Below are 24,752 nucleotides of genomic sequence, written 5' to 3'. Positions count from 1 at the left end.
GCTTATTGGGGTTTGGAAGGGTTAACGCCAGAGATGCGCGTCTGGTTTTCGTCGGTGAACATGTCCACCACACGGCAGTCGCCGCACATTTTCAGGCGCTCCAGCGCTGCGCCCTGGAACATGCTGTGCCCGGCCAAGCGGCCCAGCATGGCTTCGATGCCCTTGAGCGTGCCAAACGGTTTGCTGCAACGGATGCAGGCGTAAGGTGGGCTGCCGTGCAAAACACGCACCTGCGTGCGTTCGGGCAGCAGCGAAAGCCTGGGCTGCAACGTGATCGCATTTTCGGGACAAGTCTTGACGCACAAGCCACACTGCACACAGTTTTTCTCGACAAAGCGCAGCTCGGGCTGCAGCGGGTTGTCTTGCAACGCCGACGAGGGGCATGCGCCCACGCAGCTGATGCACAAGGTGCACTTGTTGGGATCGACCACGATGGTGCCCAGGGGCGAACCGGCCGCAGGCAAGTCCAGCGCTTTGGGGCGACTGACCTCATCCATGGCCATCACGGGCGACTGGGCCATCAGGTGGTCAATGACCAGCTCCAGGTTGCTGCGCTTTTCGGCCTGCACCGCGTGCCGGGCGGCGATGGCCGGGCCGGTGGGCAGGCTGGCGGCCTTGAGGCTGCGGGCGAACAGGCGCTGCAGATCACCATCCAAAGCTGTGACTGTTTTGGCTTCGATCAGCTGGAAATGCACACCCGTGTAACCCAGACCGTTGAGCAGGCTTTGGGCCACGGCCATTTGTTCCATGAGCGCAGCGCGGTATTGCGGTGCTTCTTCGGCAGTGAGCAACACCATGACTTGGCGTGCACCATAAGCCACAGCCGACAGCCACAGCTCCATGCCCACACTGGCGGTGTGCCACAAGGCCACGGGCATCACGCGAGCCGGCACGCCTTGCATGACGCCCAGCTGCGCACCGCGGCCCAGCTCGTCGATCAAAGCCTGACCTTTTTCCTGGCTGTGCAAAAGCAAAGCAGCATCGCGCCCGCCTGCAGCCTGGTAGGCCGAGAGCAGCGTGCGCATTTTGGCCCCCTGCTCTGCTGGGCGCGGGTAGGCGTAAGTCAGTGCGCCCGTGGGGCAAGCCGTGGTGCACGCGCCGCAGCCCACGCACAGGTTGGGGTTGACCACGATTTGCTGGCGGCTTTTGTCAGACCGCACGGCTTCGGCCGAGCAGATATCAATGCAGGCACTGCAGCCGACTTGCTCGTTGCGGCTGTGGGCGCAAAGCTTTTGTTTGTAGGCAAAAAAGCGTGGCTTTTCAAACTCGCCCACCAACTCGCGCACCTTGAGCAAGGTTTGCAGGTCTTGCCCATCCCAGCGGAAGTAGCCCTGCGGCAAGGCGTGTGAGGAAAAGGTGGGGGAGGCTTGGTCGCCGCGCAGGTCGAGCACCACATCGAAGCGCTCGGTTTGAGGGCGCGCCTCGCGACTGAAGTCGATGGCCCCCGCGGCTTCGCACACCTTGACGCAGTCGCGGTGCGAGCTGCAACGCGACAGGTCCACTTGGTAATCGAGACCAATGGCCTGCTCTGGGCAAGCCGCCACGCAGGCGTTGCAACGGGTGCACAGGTCCAGGTCAATCGGGTTGCTGGCATCCCACGACACCTCAAATGCGCCCAACCAGCCTTTGAGGCCTTGCAAGCGACCGGCCAGCACCGGAAAACGCCGCTCCTGGCTGCCCCCACCGTTGCCTGGGCCTTGGGCAAAAATGGTGACCTGCATGGCGTCTGACAAAAGACCAGCAGCGCGTTCGGCCACATCGATGGCCCCAATGATGAGCACGCGGCCTTCACTTTTGTAGGTGACGGTGGCCACCGGCTCGGGTTCAGGCAGTCGGGCAGCGGCCAACAAGGCGGCCATTTTGGGCATGGCGTGCTCGGCTTCACGGCCCCAACCGCCGGTTTCGCGGATGTTGACAAACCGGATGGGCGAGATCGCCCCTTCGGTTTGTTCGGCCAGCTCGGAGAACAAACGTTTTTCCTGGGTGCAGGCCACCACCACGGTCTCGCCGGTTTTCACGGCTTTTTGGAATTGCCCCGCTTCGCGGCGGCACAAAGTGGTGTGCAGCGTCAGGTCTTCACCCAGTGCTTTGCCCAGAGTCTGGGCTTGAAGGGGCATGGTTTGGTTGCAGTTGCAAATCAGGGTGGTCATGTTCTGTCGGTTCGGATGCCTGCAGCGCCGGTGTGGCCTGCAGTGCGGGTGTCATGGGGAATGGCGGCGACTGTGCCACAAGTGGCGAGCCTTCTGGCGCGTCGGGACTTTGCTCGGGATTTTCTGGCGCTGGGGAATTGGCCAAAGCAGGCGACAAATCTGAGACCTTTTTGGGAAACAAGTTCAAAAACTCGGCACCGACCATTTTTTCGAGCATGCCCGCAGGCAAAGGGTCTGGCGTGTTGTAGTCGCCAATGTAAATGTCCAGGCCGTCCATCACATTGAAGTGGGGATCGGTGAAAAGTTTCTTCATGGCCGCGTTGCGCACCTCGCCGGGCACCCCTTGGCGCATGAAGCCTTGGTAATCGGATTGGGGCGTCAGGTGCTGCACATCGTCCATCGTCGGCACGGGCGGCTGTGGCTCCTGGGCCGTCTTCTCAAGAGGCTGTGTTGGCGAAGCGGCCGATGTGGAGGCTTGGGCAGGGGTGGCCTGCACGTCCGCGCTTTTTGGAGTGGAAAGGGGAGGTGCAACCGGCTTGACGGATTGGGCTGGCGCCACCTCGCTCGTGTCAATGCCTTGCTTGCGGCGTGACCAACGGCTAAAAAAATTGTCGCTCATGACTGGGGCCTGCCGCCCTTGCGCTTGCTGTCGGTGCTGACCGAGACGGGCTGGCCAAAGCGATCGGTCAAACGCTGAAAACTCTGGGGGCGCTGGCGCTTTTTTTCTTCGGGTACAAAGTGCTGTGTGGCAAAAGAAAGCATCCACTCGGCCACTTCGGCAGGGACCGCGATGGTCTCCACCGTTTCTTGGGCATCCAACCAACGGCCGGCGTCGTGGTAACTCAGACTGACCGCTTGGGGCACCGCCACAGGCTCGCTGCCGTCTTCGGCATCGATGAGGCGCCACATCACAAAATAACAGGGTGTGGGAGAGGTCGCGTTCAACCAATAACCCTCGGCATCGTCGGTGAACAGCGCCACGGCCCAGGCCGGATACATCCAGAGGGACTCGGTGTCGGTTTGGCGCAAGCTGCGAGGGGCCGTGCCAAAACCCAGCTCGTTGGGCACCACATCGTCCAAGACCCAACGCCAAGCTTGCCAGCGGGCCATGGGGCCTTGCACCGCTTCGCGGCGCATCAAGACAGCCACATCAATTTGCGGACGGGAAGACATGGACAACAACCTTGGAAACATCGAACATCAAGAAGCCACCACGTACTCGTGGGAAGGCAGGGTCAGCGAGAATACCGCACCTTGACCGGGGGCACTTTGCAAGGTCAATTGTCCACGGTGCGAAGTCACAATGGACTGGCTCAGCCACAGGCCTACACCCATGCCCTGTGACTTGGAAGTCTTGAACAAGGCAAACACATCGTCATGCTGAGTAGGGTCAATGCCGCGGCCGTTGTCGGCGATTTTTATTTCGACCAAGCCGGGGCGGACCTCACCGGTCACGGTGATGCGGGATGGCCAAGCGGGCTGTTCCACCAAAACATCGATGGCGTTGTTCAGCAAATTGAGCACCACTTGCTGCAATTGGGTGACATCGCCGGTCATGAGAAAAGGCGTTTCCAAGCGCACATCGAGCAAGATGCCCGAACGCTCGGCACGAGCCCGCACGATCCGGATCACATCGCCCACCACAGTCGCCAAATCGAGACGCGCGAACTCACCCTTGCCCGTGGTGAACATGCTGCGCAAGGTGCGGATGATGGCGGCCGCATGGCGTGTGTCGTCCCGGATAAGCTGGGCCAGCTTGTGCGCTTCGGCCACGGCCCCAGGCACATCTTCTTTTTTTCGCAGGTGGTTTTCGATCAGCTCCGACTTGATCACGATGGTGGTCAGAGGCTGGTTCAGCTCATGCGCAATGCTGGCCACCAAGGCCCCCATGCCCGCCGACTTGTTGGACAGTGTGAGTTGGCGAATGATTTCGTCACGCTCGAGCAGCAAGGCCCCCAGCGTGTCGGCGTTTTGCCCCAACACCACCGCGCGTTCTTGAGCACGGACCAGGTCGAGTTCGGCCTTGACGCGGGCCACTTGGATTTGGTCGACAAAGATCTGGATAAAACCCACACTGACCAGGCTGATGGCCACAAACTGGCCAATGAAGACCACCATTTGATCCCAGGCCATGTCATACAAGCCTGGCGCCCCCCAACCTCCGATCAGCGCCAGAGATTTGAGGCCCAAACTGCCACTGAACACCAGGCCTGCGGTCATGACCGCTTTGGAGCCGTTGAGGGTGGACATCTGGCGGATTTGACGGCCGATTAGAAAATAATCGAAGCAGCTGATGGTGTAGAAAAGATAAAAGACCAGCATCATGAGCCAGTCGGATGCCCCTGCTAAAAAGAGCACAAACACCAAACACAGGTAAGCCAGGTTGAAGGCCCCATGCCCCCAAAGCCAGCGTCGCGTGGGCTGACTTGTCAAAGAGCGCAAAGAAATCTGACGGCCTAAATTGCCGGCGGCCATGAAAAGTTGTCCCAGCAACACCACCGACCATTCAGGCGCCAAACCGCGGCTACCCAAGAAACCCAAGCCGACGGCACTCAGAATGCCCGAAGCGCTCCACAAAGACACCAGACCACTGCGGTACCGTGCCAAACCGAACCAGATGGCCCCGTGCAGCATCAGGTACAGCACGGCATCCATCCAAAAGACGGTGCGCAAATCCAAATTCATCCAAGCCCTTCCAACTGACCCCTGTGTCAGGTGGGGAATTATGCGAGCAAAGGGGCCTCGATTCGGACCGCACAAAACTTGAACTCAGGGATCTTGCCAAACGGATCCAGTGCCGCGTTGGTCAACTCGTTGGCGGCGGCCTCGACATAGGCAAACGGGATGAACACGGCACCCAAAGGCGTGCCATTGTCTTGCCGAACCACCAACTCCACATGGCCCCGGCGCGAGGCCACACGAATGCGCTGCCCCGCCTGCACGCCCATGCGGGCCATATCGGCCGCATGCAAAGAGGCGGTGGCCGCAGGCTCCAGCGCGTCGAGCACCGTGGCGCGGCGCGTCATGCTGCCGGTGTGCCAGTGCTCCAGTTGGCGTCCGGTGATGAGCACCATGGGGTACTCGGCATCGGGTTGCTCGTCGGCGGGGATCAGGCTGGCGGGCACCAAGCGCACACGGCCATCTGCCGTCGGGAAATGGTCATGAAAGACGATGGGTTGGCCCGGGTCGTCGGCACTCACACAAGGGTAGGTGACCGAGCCCGCATTCAGGCGCGCCCAGTCGATGCCGCCAATGGCCGGGGCCATGGCCTGACGCATTTCTTCGTAGACCTGGGCCACGCCCTCTTGCTCGCCCGCATAGTGCCAGTTCAGGCCCATGCGTTGGGCGATCTGCTGGATGATCCACAAATCGGGTTGGGCATCGCCCGGCGGCAGCACGGCCTGGCGGCCCATCTGCACCGTGCGGTCGGTGTTGCTCACGGTGCCGGTCTTCTCGGGCCAAGCGCTGGCGGGCAGCACCACATCGGCCAGCCAAGCGGTCTCGGTCAAGAAGATGTCTTGCACCACCAGGTGCTGCAAGCTGGCCAGCGCGTGACGGGCGTGGTTCAGGTCGGGGTCGCTCATGGCCGGGTTCTCACCCATGATGTACATACCGCGCACCTTGTGCGGGTCGCTGTTGTCAGCAAGCGCCTTGTGCATGATTTCGACCACGGTGTAGCCGGGTTGGTCGTCGAGCTTCGTGTCCCAAAATTTCTCGAACCAGTCGTGCGCCGATTTGTCGCTCACGCGCTGGTAGTTGGGGTACATCATCGGGATCAGGCCCGCGTCACTCGCACCTTGCACATTGTTCTGGCCCCGCAAGGGGTGCAGTCCAGTGCCGGGGCGTCCAATCTGCCCGGTGGTGCTGGCCAGCGCAATCAGGCAACGCGCGTTGTCGGTGCCGTGCACATGCTGGCTCACACCCATGCCCCACAAAATCATGGCGGCTTTGGCACCTGCATAAGCACGCGCCACTTCGCGGATGGTCTCGGCCGGGATGCCACACACCAAGCTCATGGCTTCGGGTGTGTAGCCCTGCACATGGGCCTTCAGAGCGGCCACGTTGTCGGCACGGTCGCGCAGGAATGCTTCGTCGCAAAGGTTCTCGGTCACGATGACGTGCAGCATGGCGTTGAGCAAAGCCACGTCGGTGTCCGCCTTGAACTGCAGATTGCGCCAGGTGTAGCGGCCAATGTCGGTGATGCGCGGATCAATCAGCACGATGCGCGTACCGCGTTGGGCCGCGTTTTTCATCCAAGTGGCGGCCACGGGATGGTTGGCTGTGGGGTTGGAGCCAATGACGATGATCAGGTCGGAGTGTTCGACATCGCGCACCGGGTTGCTCACCGCGCCCGAGCCCACACCTTCGAGCAGGGCTGCCACGCTGGAGGCGTGGCACAGGCGTGTGCAGTGGTCCACGTTGTTGCTGCCAAAGCCGGTGCGCACCAGCTTTTGGAACAAATAGGCTTCTTCGTTGCTGCCTTTGGCCGAGCCGAAACCGGCGAGGGATTTGGGGCCGTGTTGTTGACGCAAAGCGTTCATAGGCTGCGTCGCCAGATCGAGCGCTTCTTCCCACGTCGCTTCGCGGAACACTTCGCGCCAGTCGGTGTGGCCATCCAGCAAAGACACGTCTTTGGCTACGCCCGCTTTGCGGATCAGCGGCTTCGTGATGCGGTCCGGGCTGTGGATGTAGTCCATGCCAAAACGGCCCTTGACACACAAACGCCCTTCGTTGGCCGGGCCTTCGCGGCCTTTGACACTGATGATTTTTTCATCTTTGACCTGGTAAGTCACCAAGCAACCCACGCCGCAAAACGGGCACACCGAGTCGACTTCGCGGTCCACCTTTTGCGGGCCCATGTGGCTCTTGGGCATGAGTGCGCCTGTAGGGCAGGCCTGTACACATTCGCCGCAACCGACGCAGCTGCTGCCGCCCATCGGGTCGGCCAGGTCAAACACCACTTGGGTGTGTGCACCTCGAAAGGCCAAGCCAATCACATCGTTGACCTGCAGGTCGCGGCAAGCGCGTTCGCAGCGGTTGCACTGGATGCAAGCATCCAGATTCACGGCCATGGCCGGGTGCGACAGGTCGGCGGGCACGGCCTCGCGCTTGATCGCAGCCAACGCCGGGCGCACCTGCACCCCAAGGTGTTCGGCCCATTGGCTCAGCTCGCCATGCGGGGCTTCAGCCCGATCGTCCAGCCATTTGTGGCCCTGCTCGGGCAGATCGGCCAGCAGCATCTCCAGCACCATCTTTTGACTTTTGACCGCGCGCTCGCTGTTCGTCTGCACCTGCATGCCGGGCGAGGCACTGCGGCAGCAGCTGGGGGCGAGTGTGCGTTCACCGGCCACCTCGACCACACAAGCGCGGCAGTTGCCGTCGGGCGCGAGGCCTTCTTTGTGGCACAGGTGCGGGATGGCGATGCCAAGGTCCTTGGCGATGTTGAAAATGCTTTTCCCGGCTGGCGCCTCAACCGATTGGCCGTTGAGGGTGAATTGAACCGTGCTCATGCCGTCCCCACTTCGTGAGGGAAATACTGCAGCACGCAGCGGATCGGGTTGGGCGCGGCCTGTCCCAGACCGCAAATCGACGCGTCGCCCATGACCTGCGCCAAATCTTCCAGTGTGTCGCGGTCCCAGACATCAGCAGTCATGAGTTGCGCCGCTTTGTCGGTGCCCACACGGCAGGGCGTGCATTGGCCGCAGCTCTCGTGCGCAAAAAAGCGCATCACGTTGAGGGCCGCTTCGCGGGCGCTGTCGTGTTGGCTCAGCACCATCACAGCCGCTGATCCGATAAAACATCCGTGCGGCTGCAGTGTGTCAAAGTCCAAAGGCACATCGGCCAAACGCTCGGGCAAGATGCCGCCGCTCGCCCCACCAGGCAAATAGGCGTAGAGCGTATGGCCTTCCGCCATGCCGCCGCAGTATTCGTCCACCAGTTCACGCAGCGTGATGCCCGCGGGCGCAAGCTTGACGCCCGGGTGCTTCACGCGCCCACTCACGCTGAAGCGGCGCAGGCCCTGGCGACCATGGCGGCCATGCGATGCAAAGCTGTCTGCGCCCTGCTCCAGTAGTTCACGAATCCAGTACAGCGTCTCGAAGTTGTGCTCCAGCGTCGGGCGGCCAAACAGGCCCACCTCGGCAATAAAGGGCGGGCGCATGCGCGGCTCGCCGCGCTTGCCTTCGATGCTCTCGATCATGGCGGACTCTTCGCCGCAGATGTAGGCACCCGCGCCTCGGCGCAACTCGATGTGCGGCAAATCGCAGGGCGCATTGGCGCGCAAATCGGCCAGTGCTTGCGTGAGCAGCAGGCGGGCTTCGTGGTACTCGTCACGCAGGTAGATGTAAACCGCCTCGCACCCGACCACGCTGGCGGCGATCAGCACGCCTTCCAGAAAGCGGTGCGGGTCGGCTTCCAGGCAAGTGCGGTCTTTGAAGGTGCCGGGCTCGCCCTCGTCGATGTTCACCGCCATCAGGCGTGGACCGGGCTGGCTGCGCACAATGCGCCATTTGCGGCCGGCCGGGAAACCCGCGCCGCCCAAACCGCGCAGGCCCGAGGACTCCAAAACCTGGATCACCGATTCGGCCTCGCGCTCGCCCGAGGCCACTTTCTGTGCCAACTGGTAACCCCCGGCTTGCAGGTAGGCACTCATGTGAATCGCATCGGGCAAGGCGTTGGGTTCGGTCTGATTCAGGGCCACACGCTGCGTTACCGCGTCAAAGGTCGCGTGCGCCACAGCCTGCTGGCCCACCTGGGCGGCCGGGGCTTGTTCGCAACGGCCCAGGCAGGGCACGGGCACGACTTTCACATCCAGCAAATCGTTTTGCAATTGGCGCAGCAAGCTGTCGCTGCCGGCCAGGCTGCAACTGAGGCTGTCGCAGACCCGCACGGTGATGCGCGGTGCAGCTTCAGCGTCTTTCAAAATCTCGAAGTGGTGGTAGAAAGACGCCACCTCGAACACCTCGACCACGGGCAGCCGCATCTCGGCGGCCAATCCCACGATGTGGCGCTCGAACAGACCGTGGAAGTGGTCGTTCAGCGCATGCAGGTGCTCGATCAGCAGGTCACGGCGGTGGCCGTTTTTGGACGGTTCACCGATCAGGGCCCTCACCTCTTCAAGGGCTGGGCCAGAGGCCTGCCGGCCTTTGAGCTGCGACCGCGGTTGGCGCAGTTGCTGGCGAACCTGGTCCAGGCCGATGTGGGTGGCGTTCGCCATACGGGATCAGTAGGTCTCGAGGTGCAAACGGCCTTCTTTTTTGAGCGCCGCACCGATGCTGTCCCAATCGAGCCCGGCGTTCTGTGCGATGTCGCGCAGCGCCATGACCACGCCCTCTTCCATGCTCTTCAGGCCACACACATAAAAACAGGTGTTGGGGTCTTTGAGCTGCAGTGCGATGTCGGCGGCGCGATCGCGCATGGCATCTTGCACATAGCGCTTGGGCTTGCCCACTTCGCGGGAGAAAGCAAACTCGGTGTCGATGAAGTCCTTGGGCAGGTTATTGAGGGGCCCGAAGTAAGGCAGCTCAGCGGGGGTGCGTGCGCCGAAAAACAGCATCAGTTTGCCGCCCTCGAACTTGCCGCTGGCCCGCAATCGGCGACGCCATTCGGTCATGGCCCGCATGGGCGCAGAGCCCGTACCCGTGCAAATCATGACGATGTTGCTCTTGGGGTGGTTGGGCATGAGGAAGCTCGCGCCAAATGGGCCAATCACTTGAACCTTGTCGCCCACATTCAGGTCGCACATGAAGTTGGAAGCCACACCTCGAACGGGTTTTCCGTCGTGGTCTTCGAGCACACGCTTGATGGTCAGCGACAGGTTGTTGTGACCTGGGCGCTCGCCATTGCGCGGGCTGGCGATCGAGTACTGACGGGCATGGTGCGGCTTGCCGTTGGCATCCACGCCAGGCGGGATGATGCCAATCGACTGGCCTTCGAGCACTGGGAAGGGCAGGTTGCCGAAGTCCAGCACGATGTGGTGGGTGTCGTAGTCTTGCTGGCCATCGAGTTTGCCTACTTCGGTCACACGCAGGTTACCGGTCACAGTAGCGGTGATGGTTTTTTCTTGTGCCTTAGGTCCATACAGGTTGGTGTAGGCGTGGGCGGCAGACCAAGGGGGAATGGTCGCGCCAAACTGCGCCGAATTGAAGCCCGAGGCGGCGGCGGTGCTGACGGCTGAAGCCGAGGACGCTGCCGCCGCTTGCACAGCCGTTTGTGCTTCTTCTTGTGCGGTACCAGCCACTCCACCCACTGCAGCCAACTCTTCGGCACTCAGCTCTGCTGGCAAGTCGTACCACTTGAGTTGCTCTTCGATGCTGTAGGCCTTGGCCTTGGGCACCATGCGCCAGTTGTCAATCGAGCCTGTGGGGCATGGCGAGATGCAGTCCATGCAACCGTTGCAGATGTCGGCCTTGACGACGTAGTTGAGCGAGTCGTGAGTGATGGCCCCGACCGGGCAAATTGCTTCACAGGTGTTGCAGCGGATGCAGATTTCCGGGTCAATCAGGTGTTGTTTGATCAGCGTCGCTTCGGTGCTCATGTCTTGGCTCTCTTGTGTTTTTCTGTCTTGTATTGCTTGTAGTCTGCGTGGTCCGCAACGGCATGGCCTGGGGCCGGGCACCTCATACGGAGTACCGCAAAATCGGTGCCCGGCCCCAGGCCATGCCGTCGCTCTCTGCCAGTTTTAACCTCGGCAGTCTACCGGTGTTTGTGCGCATAACGCACCCATGCAGTTGACAGAGGAAGGGGCGGGTGACGATTTCTGGTACCCCAGCATGAGGAACCCGCCCCTTCCTCTGTCAACTGCCGCCCCCAGAAATGGAAGCGGCAGTCAATCAAAGATTCAACGTATCAGTTGAAGCGGACGTAATCAAAGTCCACAGGCTGACGGTTGATGCCCATGACGGGTGGCGCGATCCAGTTGGCGAACTTGCCTGGCTCGACGACACGGCCCATCAGGCTGGCCACATAAGCGCGGTCTTCGTTGGTGGGCAACCACTCGCCCACTTGAGCCATCCACTGCTCGTCGCTCACCACACGGCCATCGGGCGTGATCTTGGCACCGGACAAAGAGCCGATGTTGCGGTGGAACGCCTTGTGGGGGGCAGTCAAGGTGAAAGGAATGCCCGCCTTAGCAATCACGCGGTTCCAACGGTCGATGCCGCCTTTCGAGTCGGTGATGTAGTCGTCGCGCAGCACTTCGTTCAAAGCGTTGAGCATCGGCACTTCTTTTTCAATCAGCTTGCCGTCTTCGACCGACAAGATCTTGTAGCTGTTGCCCTTCAAGACGTGGTCGTCGGTGCGCTTGCCTTCTTCATAGCGGCCTTTGAGGCCGGAGCTGTAGAAAGTAGCAGCGTTGGACGACTGGTCGGCACCGAACAAGTCGATGGTCACCGAGAAGTGGAAGTTGATGTAACGCTGGATGGTCGGCAGGTCGATCACGCCAGCAGCACGCAGCTTGGCCACATCGTCGGTCTTGAGCTGGTTCATCACATCGACAGTGCGCTGGATGGTGCGGCTCACGCCGGACTCGCCCACAAACATGTGGTGCGCTTCTTCGGTCAGCATGAACTTGGTGGTGCGGGCCAAGGGGTCGAATGCCGACTCGGCCAAAGCGCACAGCTGGAACTTGCCGTCGCGGTCGGTGAAGTAAGTGAACATGAAGAAGCTCAACCAGTCAGGCGTCTTCTCGTTGAACGCTTGCAAGATGCGGGGGTTGTCTTCGTTACCGCTGTTGCGTTGCAAGAGCGCGTCGGCTTCTTCACGGCCGTCTTTGCCGAAGTATTTGTGCAGCAAATACACCATGGCCCACAGGTGGCGGCCTTCTTCGACGTTGATCTGGAACAGGTTGCGCAGGTCGTACATGCTGGGCGCAGTCAAGCCCAGATGGCGCTGCTGCTCCACAGACGCTGGCTCGGTGTCGCCTTGGGTCACGATGATGCGGCGCAGGTTGGCGCGGTGTTCGCCAGGCACGTCTTGCCAAGCTTTTTCGCCGATGTTGTCACCGAAATGGATTTTGCGGTCTTGCTCGCCGGGGTTCAGAAACACACCCCAACGGTAGTCGCGCATCTTGACGTGGCCGAACTGGGCCCAGCCTTGTGGGTCCACGCTCACGGCGGTGCGCAGGTACACGTCCATGTCGGTCGAGCCTTCGGGGCCCATGTCGTCCCACCAGTTGATGAAGTTGGGCTGCCACTGCTCCAAAGCGCGTTGCAGCGTGCGGTCTTCGCTCAAGTTGACGTTGTTGGGAATTTTTTCGCTGTAGTTGATACCGGACATGAGAGTCTCCAGAAATATAAAGAAGCAACGGTGGGGTCAAATTTCGGTTGCAGCGGGCACCACCGGGAGGCCCTCTGCACAACGCAAAAACATCAAACGCGGTTCATGTCGAACTGGACTTTTTCGCCTTTGCCGTAGACTTTCAGGGCACCTTTTTCGCCAACGGCATTGGGGCGCTGGAAGATCCAGTTTTGCCAGGCGGTCAGGCGGCCAAAAATGCGGGTCAGCATGTTCTCTTGCTGCGCGAAACGCAAGTTGGCTTCCAGACCCGTCAAAGCGTCGGGCGACATGGAAGAACGCTCTTCCAAGGCCAGGCGGATCTCGTCAGCCCAGTCGATGTCGTCAGGGGCAGCAGTCACCAGGCCCAGGGCCAGTGCGGCGTCGGCGTCCAGCGCTTTGCCGATGGCGCCGCGTGCGGCTTCCATGGCGGGCACTTCTTCGTAGAAGCGGCGCTGCAAGCGGGTCTGGTCGTTGACCATGGGGAAGAAACCGAAGTTCATTTCGTTCAGCTGGATCTTGGGGGCCTTGGCCTCGTCGTCCGGCAGGGCCAGCATGTAGGCGCGGTCGGCACAGAAAGCCAATTCAGCGAGTGTGCCGACAAAACATGTCCCCTCTTCGATCAGGGCGAACAGGCTGCGCGAGGTCACGTCCATGCGGGCCAGGGTGCGGCGCAAGTGGCCGATGGTTTCACGCACAAACCAGTGGTCTTTGTTGGCGAGCATCGTGGCATCCGAGGCCAGCACGGCAGCAGCGTCGCCCGAGGTCTTGAGTACCCAGGTGCCGATGTCGAGTTCGTTGGTGCGCATGTGCAGGATGGCGTCGTCCAGTTCGCGCACCATCTGCAGGGGCCACCAGTCCATGCCTGCGGCTTCGATGCCAGCGATATTCGTGGGCTGGGCTGTGGCAGGGGCCTTGACGGTGAAGGTGGCGATGCGCTTGGCGCGGTCGATCTCGACCGTGACGTTGGTGTAAGTCAGCGCGTCGGCCTTGATGGTGCGGTTCAAAGGTGTCAGTTCAACGCCCTTGACGCCTGCGGGGCGGATGCTGCCAGCGGCCAACTGGGTGGCTCGCGCTTTGACCACATCCTTGAACACGGCAGGCTTGGCAATCGCGTCCACCAGACGCCAGTCGACGGCTTTTTGGCCGCGCACGCCTTCAACGCTGGTGCAAAAAATATCGGCCAGGTCGTGGCGCACATGGCGCTTGTCGGTCACACGGGTCAGGCCACCGGTGCCAGGCAACACCCCCAGCAAAGGCACTTCAGGCAAGGACACCGAAGAAGAACGGTCGTCCACCAGCACGATGTCGTCGCAGGCCAGGGCCAGCTCATAGCCGCCGCCAGCGCAAGCGCCGTTCAAGGCAGCCACAAATTTCAGGCCGTCGTGCTTGCTGGAGTCTTCGATGCCGTTGCGGGTTTCGTTGGTGAACTTGCAAAAGTTCACTTTCCAACCGTGGGTGGACACACCCAGCATGAAAATGTTGGCACCGGAGCAGAACACGCGATCCTTCAAGCTGGTCACCACCACCGAGCGCACTTCGGGGTGCTCGAAACGGATGCGTTGCAGCGCGTCATGCAACTCGATGTCCACACCCAGGTCATAGCTGTTGAGCTTGAGTTTGTAGCCAGGGCGAATGCCAGCGTCTTCGTTGATGTTGATCGACAAGGTCGCGATCTCGCCATCAAAAGCCAAGTTGATGTGCTTGTATTCGGCAGGGCTGGTTTGGTAATTGACCTGAAAGGGTGTTGTCATGGCTGTCTCCATTGGTAAATCAAGTTTGATTTGAGTCAAAAATGCATTTCACTGCATGTTGACCTGAAGTTTAGTGCAACTTCCCACTTTGGATAGCATGCACTTTAATGCATTTTCTAAGTAGTTACCCTAGGAAATCCCCATTCATGCCCCAGATCAGGCAGGACGCTCCACATGTTGGCGAACCGAAGTACGCAGGGACTCAAAAGCCTGGTCCTCGGTGCGGCCACTGGTGTTGATGGCCATGTCAGCTTTGGAATAAAAGGCGGCACGTCCTTCCAGGATGCGCTTCAAGTCTTCCATCGCCTCTCGGCTGGCAGCCATGGGGCGCATGTCGCCTTGCGCTGCCACACGACCCATGTGGTCTGTGGGATCTGCCTGCAACCACACCGTCGTGCAGTGCGACAACAGCAAATTGAAATTGGCAGAGTCCGAGACCAGCCCACCAGGCGTGGCGATCACCACCTCAGGGTAAATTTGAATGGCCTCTTCGAGCGCCCGGCGCTCGTAACGCCGGTAAGCATTGGCACCATACAGGTTGTGAATTTCGCTGATCTGGCAACCGGCAAACTGCTCAATTTCGCGACTGAGCTCAATGAATGGAAAACCCATATCGTCCGCCAGACGCTGGCCCAGTGCGGTTTTGCCTGCCCCGCGTAAACCGATCAAGGCGATGCGGTTTTTGCGCTCTTGTGCGTTACCGCCTTCGCCAAACAGATCGACCAACTGCACCCGGGCCCGGCGCAAGTCCACCTCACTGCGCTGACCCAGCAACTCGCGGATCAACAGCCATTCAGGGGAGCGGGTGGTCACATCACCCAGCAATTCAGCCAAAGTGCACTGCAGGGCGTTGGCCACTTGGAGCAGCACCAGCACCGAGACGTTCCCAGTGCCGTATTCAAGGTTGGCCAAATGGCGCTCTGAAACCTCGGCCGCCAGCGCCACAGCGCGGCGGGTCATGCCTTGGCGCGAACGCAAGTTGCGAACCCGCTCGCCCAAAGCTTCCAAAAAAGGGTTGCGTTTAGCCTCTGATTCGGTCAGGTCGGCAGTCGAGTTCTCTTCGGGGGACAAATTCAACATGGCATTCAAATTAAGGGAAAACCCCAGTATTTCAGAGCACACAAAACATGCACTTTATTGCATACTCACAGGCAAGCACGATAGTGCATGTCACACAGTTTATACCGCCATCTGGCCTGAAGTAAAAGTGCTTTGTGCCATCACAGTTCAAGCTGCCTTCCTTTTTTCCGAATTGCATCCGAAAGCGCGCCATGACCCCTTTGCTCCCCAACTTCTTCGCAGGCCGCTGGCAAACTGGCACCGGCCCAGGCACGCCGATGTTTGACCCGGTGCTGGGCTCCGAGCTGGCCCGTGTGTCGAGCAACGGCATCGACCTGGCCGAAGGCTTTGCCTTTGCCCGCGAACAAGGCGGTGCGGCCCTGCGTGCCCTGAGCTATGGCCAGCGCGCTGCCTTGCTGACCAAAATCACCGAAGTGCTGCAAGCCAACCGCGATGCCTACTACGAGATCGCCACCGCCAACAGCGGCACCGTGGCCAAAGACTCGGGCGTGGACATCGACGGCGCCATCTTCACCCTGGGCTACTACGCCAAACAGGGCGCGGCCTTGGGTGACGCCACGCTGCTGCTCGACGGCGAGCGCATCCGCATGGCGAAGGACCCTGCCTTCCAAACCCAACACATCCAGGTGCCCACACGCGGCGTGGCGCTGTTCATCAACGCCTTCAATTTCCCCAGCTGGGGCTTGTGGGAAAAAGCCGCCCCGGCCCTGCTTGCAGGCGTGCCGGTCATCATCAAACCCGCCACCGCCACCGCCTGGCTGACCCAGCGCATGGTGAAAGACGTGGTCGATGCGGGCGTGCTGCCCGTGGGCGCTTTGTCGGTGATTTGCGGCTCGTCCGCAGGCCTGATGGACCAGCTGCAGGCCTTTGACGTGGTCAGCTTCACCGGCTCGGCCGAGACGGGCAAGATCATCCGCAGCCACCGCGCCGTGACCGAGTTGTCGGTGCGCTGCAACATCGAAGCGGACAGCCTGAACTCTGCCCTGCTCTCGCCAGCGGCCACGGCCGACAGCGAAGCCTTCAAGCTGCTGGTGGCCGAAGTCGCCCGCGAGATGACCGTCAAATCGGGACAGAAGTGCACTGCCATCCGCCGCGTTTTTGTGCCACGCGCCTTGTACCGAGCCGCCGCTGAAGCCATTGGCGCGCGCCTGGCCAAAACCACCGTGGGCAACCCACGCAACGAGACCGTGCGCATGGGCGCGCTGGTCAGCCAGGAACAAAAAGCCAGCGTGCTGGCGGGTCTGGCCCAACTCAAAACCGAAGCCACCGTTTTGTTTGACGGCAACAGCGCTGCGCTGGTGGATGCAGATGCATCGAGCGCCTGCGTGGCCCCGGTGCTGCTGGGCACCGAGTCACCCATGACCGCCCAAGTGCTGCACGCGGTCGAGGTGTTTGGCCCCGTGTCCACCCTGATGCCTTACGACAGCATCGACGAGGCCTACGCCTTGATCCGCCGCGGCGAAGGCTCGCTCGTGTGCTCGGTCTACAGCGAAGACCCCGCTTTCACCGCACAAGCCTCGGTCGAGCTGGCCAGCAGCCACGGCCGGGTGCATGCCATTTCACCCGATGTGGCGGCCCTGCACAGCGGCCACGGCAACGTGATGCCCATGAGCCTGCACGGCGGCCCTGGCCGCGCTGGGGGCGGCGAAGAGCTGGGCGGCCTGCGGGCACTCAACTTCTACCACCGCCGCACAGCGGTGCAAGGCAGTTCGCTCGCGCTGGAACAACTTGCGGCCCAAGGCGGCAAGCTGGCGCTCTAAAGAACACTGAAACACCGAGGAGACAAACATGAGCCACATGACCCCACCACCCACCGAGTTCAACTTCGCCCAGCATCTGATCGCCACCAACGCAGCACGTCCTGAAAAAATCGCCCTGATCGACGATACAGGCAACACGACTTATGGCGAGTTGACCGAGCAGGTCCGCCACTTTGCAGGCGGTCTCAAGGCATTGGGCCTCAAGCGCGAAGAGCGTGTGCTGCTGCTCATGCAAGACAGCAGCGACTGGGTGGTGGCCTTTTTGGGATCGCTTTACGCGGGCATCGTGCCCGTGGCCGTGAACACGCTGCTGACTGCCGAAGACTATGCCTTCATGCTGAGCAACAGCCGCGCCCAGGCAGCCTTGGTCTCGGCTGCGCTGCTGCCCACACTGCAAGCCGCACTGGATTTGGTCAAAACCGAAGTCCAGCATGTGGTGGTCTCACGCCCCGCGGGCCCGCTGGCGCAAGGCCAGTACAACATGGCCGACTTCGTGGCCCAGAACAACCCCGTGCTGCCCGTGCAAACCTTGGCCGATGAACCGGCTTTCTGGCTGTATTCCTCCGGCTCCACAGGCAAACCCAAAGGCACCGTGCACAGTCAGGGCAACCTGTACTGGACGGCCGAGCTGTATGGCAAGGGCGTGCTGGCATTGCGCGAAAGCGATGTGGTCTTCTCGGCCGCCAAATTGTTCTTCGCCTATGGCCTGGGCAATGCCCTCACCTACCCATTGAGCGTAGGGGCCAGCGTGGTGCTGATGGCCGAGCGCCCCACCCCACAAGCGACTTTCAAGCGCCTGGTCGACCACCAGCCCACTGTGTTTTATGGCGCACCCACCGGCTACGGCGGCATGTTGGCGCAGCCCGACTTGCCAGCAAAAAGTGCAGTGGCTCTGCGTTTGTGCTCGTCGGCGGGGGAAGCCTTGCCACGCGACATCGCCGAGCGTTGGTCCAAGCACTTTGGCTGCGACATCATCGACGGCATTGGTTCGACAGAAATGCTGCATGTGTTTTTGTCCAACCGCCCGGGAGACGTGCGTTACGGCACCACCGGCAAGGCCGTGCCCGGCTATGAATTGCAACTTCGGGGCGAGGACGGCGGCGTGCTCGCCGGACACGACGAGATAGGCGACCTGTTCATCCAAGGCCCCAGCAGCGCCCTGATGTACTGGAACAACCGAGACAAAACCCGAGACACTTTTCAGGGCGTTTGGACCAAAAGCGGCGACAAATACACGCGTGACGCCGACGGTTATTACACCTATGCCGGGCGCAACGACGACATGCTCAAAGTCAGTGGCATTTACGTCTCGCCTTTTGAAGTCGAGTCCACCCTGGTGCAACACCCCGCCATTTTGGAAGCGGCCGTGATTGGCAAAGAAGACAGCGACGGCCTGACCAAAACCAAAGCCTTCATCGTGCTCAAAGCCGGTCAAAGTCTGACGCAAGAAGAGGTCAAGGCCTTTGTGAAAGAGCGTTTGGCCCCTTACAAATACCCACGGTTCATCGAGTTTGTGGCCGAGTTGCCCAAGACCGCCACTGGCAAGATCCAGCGCTTTCGCTTGCGTGAATTGGAAAAGAACGCTCCCTGAAACGGGCGTCGCCCAAGGCTCAGGTCTTGGGCTGCGGCGTCCTTATCATGCGATGCCACGGTCAGCGCACCGTAGTTTTTTTGGGCTCTCACACGGCTGAGAGCCTGGTTTTTCGAGACACCTGCCCGCATGAGTTCTGCTTCGACCTTCACCACCAAAGACTACCTCTCAGCATTGGGCGTGATCGCCATATGGGGCACCAACTTTGTGGCCATGAAGTTTGGCCTGCAAGACTTCACGCCTTTGCAATTGGGCGCAGGTCGTTACATGGCGGCTGCTTTGACACTGCTGCTGCTCATTCGCCCGCCTGCCATCCCTTGGCAGTGGGTGGTTTTGTATGGCTTGTGTCAGGGCCTGGGGCAGTTCGGCTTGCTGTTCCTGGCGCTCAAGGTGGGCATGACCGCATCACTTGCCTCGGTGCTGATGCAAACCCAGGTGTTTTTCACGGCGCTGTTCGGCCTGGTCTTGTTGCAAGAAAAACTGGCCCGCCACCAAAGGTACAGCCTTGGCTTGGGCGGCCTGGCGCTAACCTGCTTTGGTTTGGGCATCCTGGCGGGCTCATCGGTGGGCGTGACCTGGGCGGGACTGGCCCTGAACCTGGCTGCTGCGGCCATGTGGGCCGCGTCCAACATCGTCGCACGCCAAGCGCAGCAGGCCTGCAAACCAGGCCAAAGCCTGGACCCGGTGGCCTTTGTGGTGTGGAGTTCGGCCTTACCCATCCTGCCCTTCATGCTGCTGAGCTGGCAACTGGACCCGCCTTTGAGCTGGGCGCATCTGGCGCAAGTCAGCTGGCTCAGCTGGGCCAGTGTGCTGTACCTGGGCTGGTTTGCCACCGTGATCGCTTACGCCTTGTGGACAGGGCTGCTCAAACGACACCCGGCCAACCAAGTGGCGCCTTTGAGTCTGGGAGTGCCGGTGGTCGGACTGGCTGCAGGCGCTTTCGCTTTGCAAGAAGTCATCACCGCTTGGCAGTGGGCGGGCATCTTGCTGACTTTGCTGGCCTTGCTGGTGAATTTTAGGCCGGGCATCCTGCCCAAGGCAGCGCCCTGAATGAGCTCGGGCGCACCCCACGCGCAAGTCTGATCGGGCGGGCTAGCCCTCAGGCGGCCACTGACCGCTCAGCGACTGGCCGATCAACTCGACAAACCAAGCCGCCGCCGGGGACAAGCTGCGCTGGCGGTGGTGAACCACAGAAATGCCCACCGGCTGGGCCTGTGTGTACTGCACGTGGCGCAACACCTGCACACGCCCTTGTGTCAAACAGCTGTGCATGCCCTCGTGCGTGGCCAGCAACACATGGTCACTGGCAGCCACCACGGCTTGCAGAACATGGATCTCGTCGCAAATCAGGGCCATGGGCAAGGCCTGCACATCCTCGATGGCGTACAAAGCGCACAGGTTTTCCTGGGCCTTACGCGGCAACTGGGGGCCCATCAAACCATAGGTCCGAAAAGCCGCCAACTGACTGACCGCGCTCATCGCCAACAAGGGATGCCCCGTTCGGACAAAAAAAGCAAACCGCTGGCTGGGCAAGTCTTGAATCTGAAAATCCTGCGGGGGCGGCAAGCTCTGGGTCAGGGCCACCACAAAATCAAGTTCATGGCGTTCGAGCTTGCCCAACAACCTCTGCCAGCTGCCAATGTCCACCTGGACTTTGAGTCCGGGACGCTCGCGGGCCTGGTGGATCAAGACCCCCGTCAAAAAAGCCGCAGCCGGAAAAACCCCGACCCCGAAGTTGACCTGCCCGGTCTGCACGCCGCGCAACTGGTCTGCTTCATTTTTGAGGTTCTGTGCATCCCCCAAGAGACGGTTGGCCCGCTGCACCACGAGCTGGCCCGCATCGGTGAGGCTGACCCCCTCATGGGTTCGGTTGAGCAACGTCAAACCCAAGGTGCTCTCCAGCGTCTGGATGCTGCGGGTCAACGCCGGGGGTGTCAGGTGCAAGCGCTGGGCAGCCTTCAAGAACGAATGCTCTTGCGCGATGACGACCAAGTGTTCCAAGCGTTTGAGGTTCAACATAAAAAATATTCAATCGATTCATATTATTTTGCAATTGTTTTCAACACCGCAAGCCCCTAAGCTGAGCGTTGATGCGCTGCAGGTGACAGCCCACGGCTTTGATCACGGCGTCCTTGGCCAGCCATTCAACCACTACTACAGGAGACAACAATGAACTTTCGCAAGAACGAATCGCTGCAACCAGTTCGCCGGAAATTGACGGCCCTGATGCTCTTGGCCTTGGGCGTGAGCAGTGCACCGGCCATGGCGCAGGAGCCTCAGTGGCCCACACCCGGCAAACCCGTGCGCATCGTGGTGCCGTTCCCTGCCGGTTCTGGTTCTGATGGGTTGGCACGAACGATTGCGCGCAAGTTAAACGAGGAGACCGGTGGCAACTTTGTCGTGGACAACAAGCCCGGTGCGGGCACGCTAATTGGCGCACAAGATGTGGCACGCGCCGCCAATGACGGTCACACCCTGCTGTACACCATCGTGGTGACCCACACCCAGAACCCGCACCTGTACAGCAAACTGCCCTACGACCCGTTCAAGGACTTCACGCCCATCACGCAGGTGGCCCGCTCGGCCACGGTGCTGGTGGTCAACAAGGAGTCGCCCTTCAATTCGGTACGCGACATGGTGAACTATGCGCGCAGCAACCCGGGCAAACTGAACTTTGCCTCTTACAGCCAAGGATCGACATCGCACCTGAATGCCGAAATGCTGATGATGCGCAGCAACACCCAAATGGTGCATGTGCCCTACAAAGGCACGCCGGACGCCACACGGGCCCTGATGGCAGGCGATGTGCAGTTTTACTTTGATGGCACAGCCACCGCCGTAGAGGGCGCCAAGGCCGGACGCTTCAAGCTGCTGGCCGTAGCAGCAGACAAGCGCCTGACGGTACTTCCCGATCTGCCCACCATGACCGAGGCCGGCGTGGACGGCATCGACATCGTGGGCTGGCAGGGCTTTTTTGCACCCGGCAACATGTCACCTGCTTTGAGCAAAAGAATCTCGGACGCCATGGGCCGCGCTTTGAGATCGCCCGAGGTCAGCCAAATGATCGCCAACCAAGGCAATGAAGTCAGCGGTGCTGGTCCTGAAGAGTTTGCCCGCATCGTCAAACGCGACCATGAACGCTGGGGCACGGTGATCAAACGCCTGAACCTCAAGCTCGACTGAGCACCAAGCCCATCTACAACCAACAAGGACAACACCATGCACGATCTCGTGATTCGCGGCGGCAGCCTCATTGACGGCACCGGCGCTCCCGCCCAAGCAGGCGACATCGCCATCGACCAGGGGGTCATCAGCCAGGTGGGCGGCAAAGCAGGCCCTGCGCGCCGCACCCTCGACGCCCAAGGTGCCATCGTCACACCCGGCTGGATCGACATCCACACCCATTACGACGGCCAGGCCACCTGGGACCCCTACCTCTCGCCGTCCACGGCGCACGGCGTGACCAGCGTCGTCATGGGCAACTGCGGCATGGGCTTTGCCCCGGTCAAGCCCGACAAACGCGACTGGCTGATTTCGGTCATGGAAGGCGTCGAAGACATCCCTGGCGCCGTGCTCTCAGAAGGCATCCAGTGGGACTGGGAAAGTTTTCCCGAATACATGGACGCGCTGGCGCGCCGCCCCAAGGCCCTGGACATCGCCACGCAAATCCCCCACTCGGCCGTTCGCGCCTATGTGATGGGCGAGCGCGGCATCCAGCACGACGAAACCACGCCCGACGATTTGTTTGAGATGTGCGGCATTGTGCGCGAGGCCCTGAAGGCTGGGGCCTACGGTTTTTCCACCTCGCGCACCTTTTTGCACAAATACGACCAACGCAAATACCCGCCCGGCACCTTTGCCACGGGCGAAGAAATCTCCACCCTGGGCCAAGTGCTGGGCGAGGTGGGTCACGGCGTGTTCCAGATGACCTCCAACCACATCTCCATGCACCACGAGATCCCTTGGATGCGCAATTTGGCCCTCAAAAACAAGCTGCCCGTGCTTTTTAACCTGCAGCAGACCGACCCGGCGCCCGATTTGTGGAAAGACATTCTGGGCACCCTCAAGGAAGCCCATGCGCAAAACATTCCCTTGTATGGCGGCGTTTGCGGACGGCCCGTGGGCCTGCTGTTTTCATGGCACAGCAGCTTGCATCCCTTCATCGTGAGCCCGGCTTTCCTGGAGATCGCCAAGCTGCCCTGGCCAGAGCGCATCGCCCGGCTGCGCCTGCCCGAGGTGCGCGAAGCCATCCTGACCGGCGAACGCCTGCGCACCGATGAGCGCATGCGCACCATGTTTGGCAACTTCCACAAAATCTACCGCCTGGCCGACAACCCGGACTACGAGCCCGAAGCCAGCGAAAGCGTCAAAGCCATGATGCAGGCCCAGGGCCGCAGCGGTCTGGAAGTGGTGTACGACCTGATGATGGAGCGCGAGGGCATGGCCATGCTGTATTACCCGAGCTTCAACTACTCGTATGGCAACCTGGACCACCTGCACGAATGGCTGCAAACCGATGTGACCGTCAACAGCCTGTCAGATGGTGGCGCGCACTGCAACTACATCTGCGATGTGAGCATGCCCACCTTCATGCTCACCCACTGGAGCCGTTCGCGCACAAGGGGCGGCACCTTCAGCGTGGAAGCCATGGTCAAACGCCAGACGCAGGACACGGCACGCATCTACGGCATGCACGACCGGGGCACGCTGCAAGTGGGCAAAAAAGCCGACATCAACATCATCGACTACGACAAACTGCGCCTGTACGCGCCAGAGATGGTCTATGACCTGCCCGCAGGCGGACGGCGCTTGACCCAGCGCTGCGATGGCTACATCGCCACCTTGGTGGCTGGTCAGCCCATCTTTGAACACCAGCAGGCCACAGGCGCCTTACCAGGCCAGCTGATGAGGGCCGGTCAAAAAAGCTGACGTTCAGGCTGAATGCACAAGGGGCACCTTTGGGTGCCCCTTTTTCATGCCCAGAACGCCGTGTTCTGGGCGCATGGATCACGCCTGATCAGGTGTCCTTGCTGATCTTGATGCTGGGAAACTTGCTGGAGAAGTCCTTGGCCTTGGCCGCAATCTTGACCGCCACTTGGCGTGCCACGGCTTTGTAGATCTGGGCAACTTCGCCATCGGGGTCGTACACCACAGTAGGCTTGCCGCTGTCGGCTTGCAAGCGGATCTGCATGTCGAGCGGCAAAGCACCAAGATAGTCCATGCCGTATTCGGCGGCCATTTTCTTGCCACCGTCTGCGCCAAAAATGTGCTCCACATGGCCGCAGTTGGTGCAAACGTGCACCGCCATGTTCTCTACCAGACCCAAAATCGGCACGCCGACTTTTTCGAACATCTTCACGCCTTTTTTGGCGTCCAAGAGCGCAATGTCTTGCGGCGTGGTGACGATGACCGCGCCCGTCATGGGCACGCGCTGGCTGAGCGTCAGCTGGATGTCGCCCGTGCCAGGTGGCATGTCGACGATCAAATAGTCCAGTTCTTTCCAGTTGGTCTGGCGCAGCAGCTGCTCCAACGCCTGGGTGGCCATGGGGCCGCGCCAGATCATGGCCTCGTCTTGGCTGACCAGAAAACCAATCGACATGACCTGCACGCCGTAGTTCTCCATGGGTTCCATGGTCTGGCCATCGTCGCTCTCGGGGCGGCCTTCGATGCCCATCATCATGGGCTGGCTGGGGCCGTAAATGTCGGCGTCCAGCAGGCCCACTTTGGCACCCTCGGCGGCCAGCGCCAACGCCAGGTTCACGGCGGTGGTGCTCTTGCCCACGCCGCCCTTGCCCGAGGCCACGGCCACAATGTTTTTCACCTGCGGCAGCAGCGCCACGCCGCGCTGAGCAGAATGGGCGGCGATCTTGCTGATCACGTTGGCCGACACGTTGGCCACACCCGCCACGCCCTTGGCAGCGGCAATCAGCGCTTGGCGAATCCCAGGGATCTGGCTCTTGGCGGGGTAGCCCAGTTCCACGTCAAACGACACATCGCCGCCGTCGACTTGCAGGTTTTTCAGGGTTTTGGTCGTGATGAAGTCTTTGCCCGTGTTGGGGTCAATAACGGCTTGGAGGGCCTGTAGGAGTTGTTCTGTGGTCGCCATGGTCACTTTCTAGAATGGGGCGGAGTTTACCGACAAGCC

17 protein-coding genes are annotated in these 24,752 nt (G+C 60.9%); 5 read left to right on the top strand and 12 right to left on the bottom strand.

Going from position 1 to position 24,752, the window contains the following annotated elements; all coding sequences use genetic code 11:
* Positions 1–2 precede the first annotated feature (2 nt).
* The 10 genes from B9Z40_RS12910 to B9Z40_RS12865 all read right to left on the bottom strand — a co-directional run bounded on the left by B9Z40_RS12910 (position 3) and on the right by B9Z40_RS12865 (position 15,256).
* Complete coding sequence (locus tag B9Z40_RS12910; protein ID WP_233204912.1) at positions 3–2,150, bottom strand: 4Fe-4S binding protein; 2,148 nt, start codon at positions 2,148–2,150, stop codon at positions 3–5.
* Positions 2,077–2,769: a DUF3306 domain-containing protein gene (locus tag B9Z40_RS12905; RefSeq protein ID WP_100173751.1), complete on the bottom strand. Its 693-nt coding sequence runs from the start codon at positions 2,767–2,769 to the stop codon at positions 2,077–2,079. Before B9Z40_RS12905 ends, B9Z40_RS12910 begins: the two co-directional genes overlap by 74 nt.
* Positions 2,766–3,329: a DUF3305 domain-containing protein gene (locus tag B9Z40_RS12900; protein ID WP_369823452.1), complete on the bottom strand. Its 564-nt coding sequence runs from the start codon at positions 3,327–3,329 to the stop codon at positions 2,766–2,768. The genes B9Z40_RS12905 and B9Z40_RS12900 overlap by 4 nt, the downstream gene beginning before the upstream one ends.
* A gap of 21 nt (positions 3,330–3,350) precedes the next feature.
* Entirely contained in the window at positions 3,351–4,835 is a 1,485-nt protein-coding gene (locus tag B9Z40_RS12895; protein WP_100173749.1) for a sensor histidine kinase, read from the bottom strand.
* Positions 4,836–4,873: 38 nt separating this feature from the next.
* The gene (gene fdhF / locus B9Z40_RS12890; protein ID WP_100173748.1) at positions 4,874–7,660 is read right to left on the bottom strand and encodes a formate dehydrogenase subunit alpha; all 2,787 of its coding nucleotides are present in this window, start codon (positions 7,658–7,660) and stop codon (positions 4,874–4,876) included.
* Positions 7,657–9,366 (bottom strand): NADH-ubiquinone oxidoreductase-F iron-sulfur binding region domain-containing protein, encoded by a 1,710-nt coding sequence (locus B9Z40_RS12885; RefSeq protein ID WP_100173747.1) that lies wholly within the window; start codon positions 9,364–9,366, stop codon positions 7,657–7,659. The genes fdhF and B9Z40_RS12885 overlap by 4 nt, the downstream gene beginning before the upstream one ends.
* A gap of 6 nt (positions 9,367–9,372) precedes the next feature.
* A complete protein-coding gene (boxA, locus tag B9Z40_RS12880; RefSeq protein ID WP_100173746.1) occupies positions 9,373–10,686 on the bottom strand; it encodes a benzoyl-CoA 2,3-epoxidase subunit BoxA in 1,314 nt (437 codons plus the stop codon).
* Positions 10,687–10,997: 311 nt separating this feature from the next.
* A complete protein-coding gene (boxB, locus tag B9Z40_RS12875; RefSeq protein ID WP_100173745.1) occupies positions 10,998–12,425 on the bottom strand; it encodes a benzoyl-CoA 2,3-epoxidase subunit BoxB in 1,428 nt (475 codons plus the stop codon).
* A gap of 92 nt (positions 12,426–12,517) precedes the next feature.
* Positions 12,518–14,176 carry a 2,3-epoxybenzoyl-CoA dihydrolase gene (boxC, locus tag B9Z40_RS12870; RefSeq protein WP_100173868.1) on the bottom strand — a complete coding sequence of 553 codons (1,659 nt, stop codon included), beginning with the start codon at positions 14,174–14,176 and terminating at the stop codon, positions 12,518–12,520.
* A 156-nt stretch (positions 14,177–14,332) separates the two neighbouring features.
* Positions 14,333–15,256 (bottom strand): helix-turn-helix transcriptional regulator, encoded by a 924-nt coding sequence (locus B9Z40_RS12865; protein WP_100173744.1) that lies wholly within the window; start codon positions 15,254–15,256, stop codon positions 14,333–14,335.
* Positions 15,257–15,447: 191 nt separating this feature from the next.
* On the opposite strand from B9Z40_RS12865, the gene B9Z40_RS12860 reads away from it, so the two are divergent.
* From B9Z40_RS12860 to B9Z40_RS12850, 3 genes are all read left to right on the top strand, one after another.
* On the top strand, positions 15,448–17,016 hold the full coding sequence (locus B9Z40_RS12860) for a 3,4-dehydroadipyl-CoA semialdehyde dehydrogenase (RefSeq protein ID WP_100173743.1): 1,569 nt from the start codon (positions 15,448–15,450) through the stop codon (positions 17,014–17,016).
* A 37-nt stretch (positions 17,017–17,053) separates the two neighbouring features.
* Positions 17,054–18,607 carry a benzoate-CoA ligase family protein gene (locus B9Z40_RS12855; RefSeq protein ID WP_100173867.1) on the top strand — a complete coding sequence of 518 codons (1,554 nt, stop codon included), beginning with the start codon at positions 17,054–17,056 and terminating at the stop codon, positions 18,605–18,607.
* Positions 18,608–18,736: 129 nt separating this feature from the next.
* On the top strand, positions 18,737–19,657 hold the full coding sequence (locus B9Z40_RS12850) for an EamA family transporter (RefSeq protein ID WP_100173742.1): 921 nt from the start codon (positions 18,737–18,739) through the stop codon (positions 19,655–19,657).
* Positions 19,658–19,699: 42 nt separating this feature from the next.
* Here the strand turns inward: B9Z40_RS12850 and B9Z40_RS12845 are convergent, their stop codons facing one another.
* Positions 19,700–20,626 (bottom strand): LysR family transcriptional regulator, encoded by a 927-nt coding sequence (locus B9Z40_RS12845; RefSeq protein WP_100173741.1) that lies wholly within the window; start codon positions 20,624–20,626, stop codon positions 19,700–19,702.
* A gap of 150 nt (positions 20,627–20,776) precedes the next feature.
* Between B9Z40_RS12845 and B9Z40_RS12840 the strand changes: the two genes are divergently transcribed.
* Both B9Z40_RS12840 and B9Z40_RS12835 read left to right on the top strand, forming a co-directional pair.
* A complete protein-coding gene (locus tag B9Z40_RS12840; protein ID WP_100173740.1) occupies positions 20,777–21,790 on the top strand; it encodes a tripartite tricarboxylate transporter substrate binding protein in 1,014 nt (337 codons plus the stop codon).
* 36 nt (positions 21,791–21,826) lie between these two features.
* Positions 21,827–23,536, top strand: a complete 1,710-nt coding sequence (locus B9Z40_RS12835) for an amidohydrolase family protein (RefSeq protein WP_100173739.1) — start codon at positions 21,827–21,829, stop codon at positions 23,534–23,536.
* 88 nt (positions 23,537–23,624) lie between these two features.
* Here B9Z40_RS12835 and apbC read toward each other — a convergent pair whose 3' ends face one another.
* Positions 23,625–24,713 (bottom strand): iron-sulfur cluster carrier protein ApbC, encoded by a 1,089-nt coding sequence (gene apbC, locus B9Z40_RS12830; RefSeq protein ID WP_100173738.1) that lies wholly within the window; start codon positions 24,711–24,713, stop codon positions 23,625–23,627.
* Between the last annotated feature and the right edge of the window lie 39 nt (positions 24,714–24,752).

It is taken from the genome of Limnohabitans sp. 15K, assembly GCF_002778285.1.
Lineage (GTDB): Bacteria > Pseudomonadota > Gammaproteobacteria > Burkholderiales > Burkholderiaceae_C > Limnohabitans_A.
The sequence above is the reverse complement of the archived record's forward strand: the minus strand, read 5'-3'. Positions and strand labels throughout refer to the sequence as shown.

Coding starts and splice junctions, on each gene's coding strand:
- B9Z40_RS12910 (WP_233204912.1), bottom strand. CDS start 2,150: ATGACCACCCTGATTTGCAACTGCAACCAAACCATGCCCCTTCAAGCC.
- B9Z40_RS12905 (WP_100173751.1), bottom strand. CDS start 2,769: ATGAGCGACAATTTTTTTAGCCGTTGGTCACGCCGCAAGCAAGGCATT.
- B9Z40_RS12895 (WP_100173749.1), bottom strand. CDS start 4,835: ATGAATTTGGATTTGCGCACCGTCTTTTGGATGGATGCCGTGCTGTAC.
- fdhF (WP_100173748.1), bottom strand. CDS start 7,660: ATGAGCACGGTTCAATTCACCCTCAACGGCCAATCGGTTGAGGCGCCA.
- B9Z40_RS12885 (WP_100173747.1), bottom strand. CDS start 9,366: ATGGCGAACGCCACCCACATCGGCCTGGACCAGGTTCGCCAGCAACTG.
- boxA (WP_100173746.1), bottom strand. CDS start 10,686: ATGAGCACCGAAGCGACGCTGATCAAACAACACCTGATTGACCCGGAA.
- boxB (WP_100173745.1), bottom strand. CDS start 12,425: ATGTCCGGTATCAACTACAGCGAAAAAATTCCCAACAACGTCAACTTG.
- boxC (WP_100173868.1), bottom strand. CDS start 14,176: ATGACAACACCCTTTCAGGTCAATTACCAAACCAGCCCTGCCGAATAC.
- B9Z40_RS12865 (WP_100173744.1), bottom strand. CDS start 15,256: ATGTTGAATTTGTCCCCCGAAGAGAACTCGACTGCCGACCTGACCGAA.
- B9Z40_RS12860 (WP_100173743.1), top strand. CDS start 15,448: ATGACCCCTTTGCTCCCCAACTTCTTCGCAGGCCGCTGGCAAACTGGC.
- B9Z40_RS12855 (WP_100173867.1), top strand. CDS start 17,054: ATGACCCCACCACCCACCGAGTTCAACTTCGCCCAGCATCTGATCGCC.
- B9Z40_RS12850 (WP_100173742.1), top strand. CDS start 18,737: ATGAGTTCTGCTTCGACCTTCACCACCAAAGACTACCTCTCAGCATTG.
- B9Z40_RS12845 (WP_100173741.1), bottom strand. CDS start 20,626: ATGTTGAACCTCAAACGCTTGGAACACTTGGTCGTCATCGCGCAAGAG.
- B9Z40_RS12840 (WP_100173740.1), top strand. CDS start 20,777: ATGAACTTTCGCAAGAACGAATCGCTGCAACCAGTTCGCCGGAAATTG.
- B9Z40_RS12835 (WP_100173739.1), top strand. CDS start 21,827: ATGCACGATCTCGTGATTCGCGGCGGCAGCCTCATTGACGGCACCGGC.
- apbC (WP_100173738.1), bottom strand. CDS start 24,713: ATGGCGACCACAGAACAACTCCTACAGGCCCTCCAAGCCGTTATTGAC.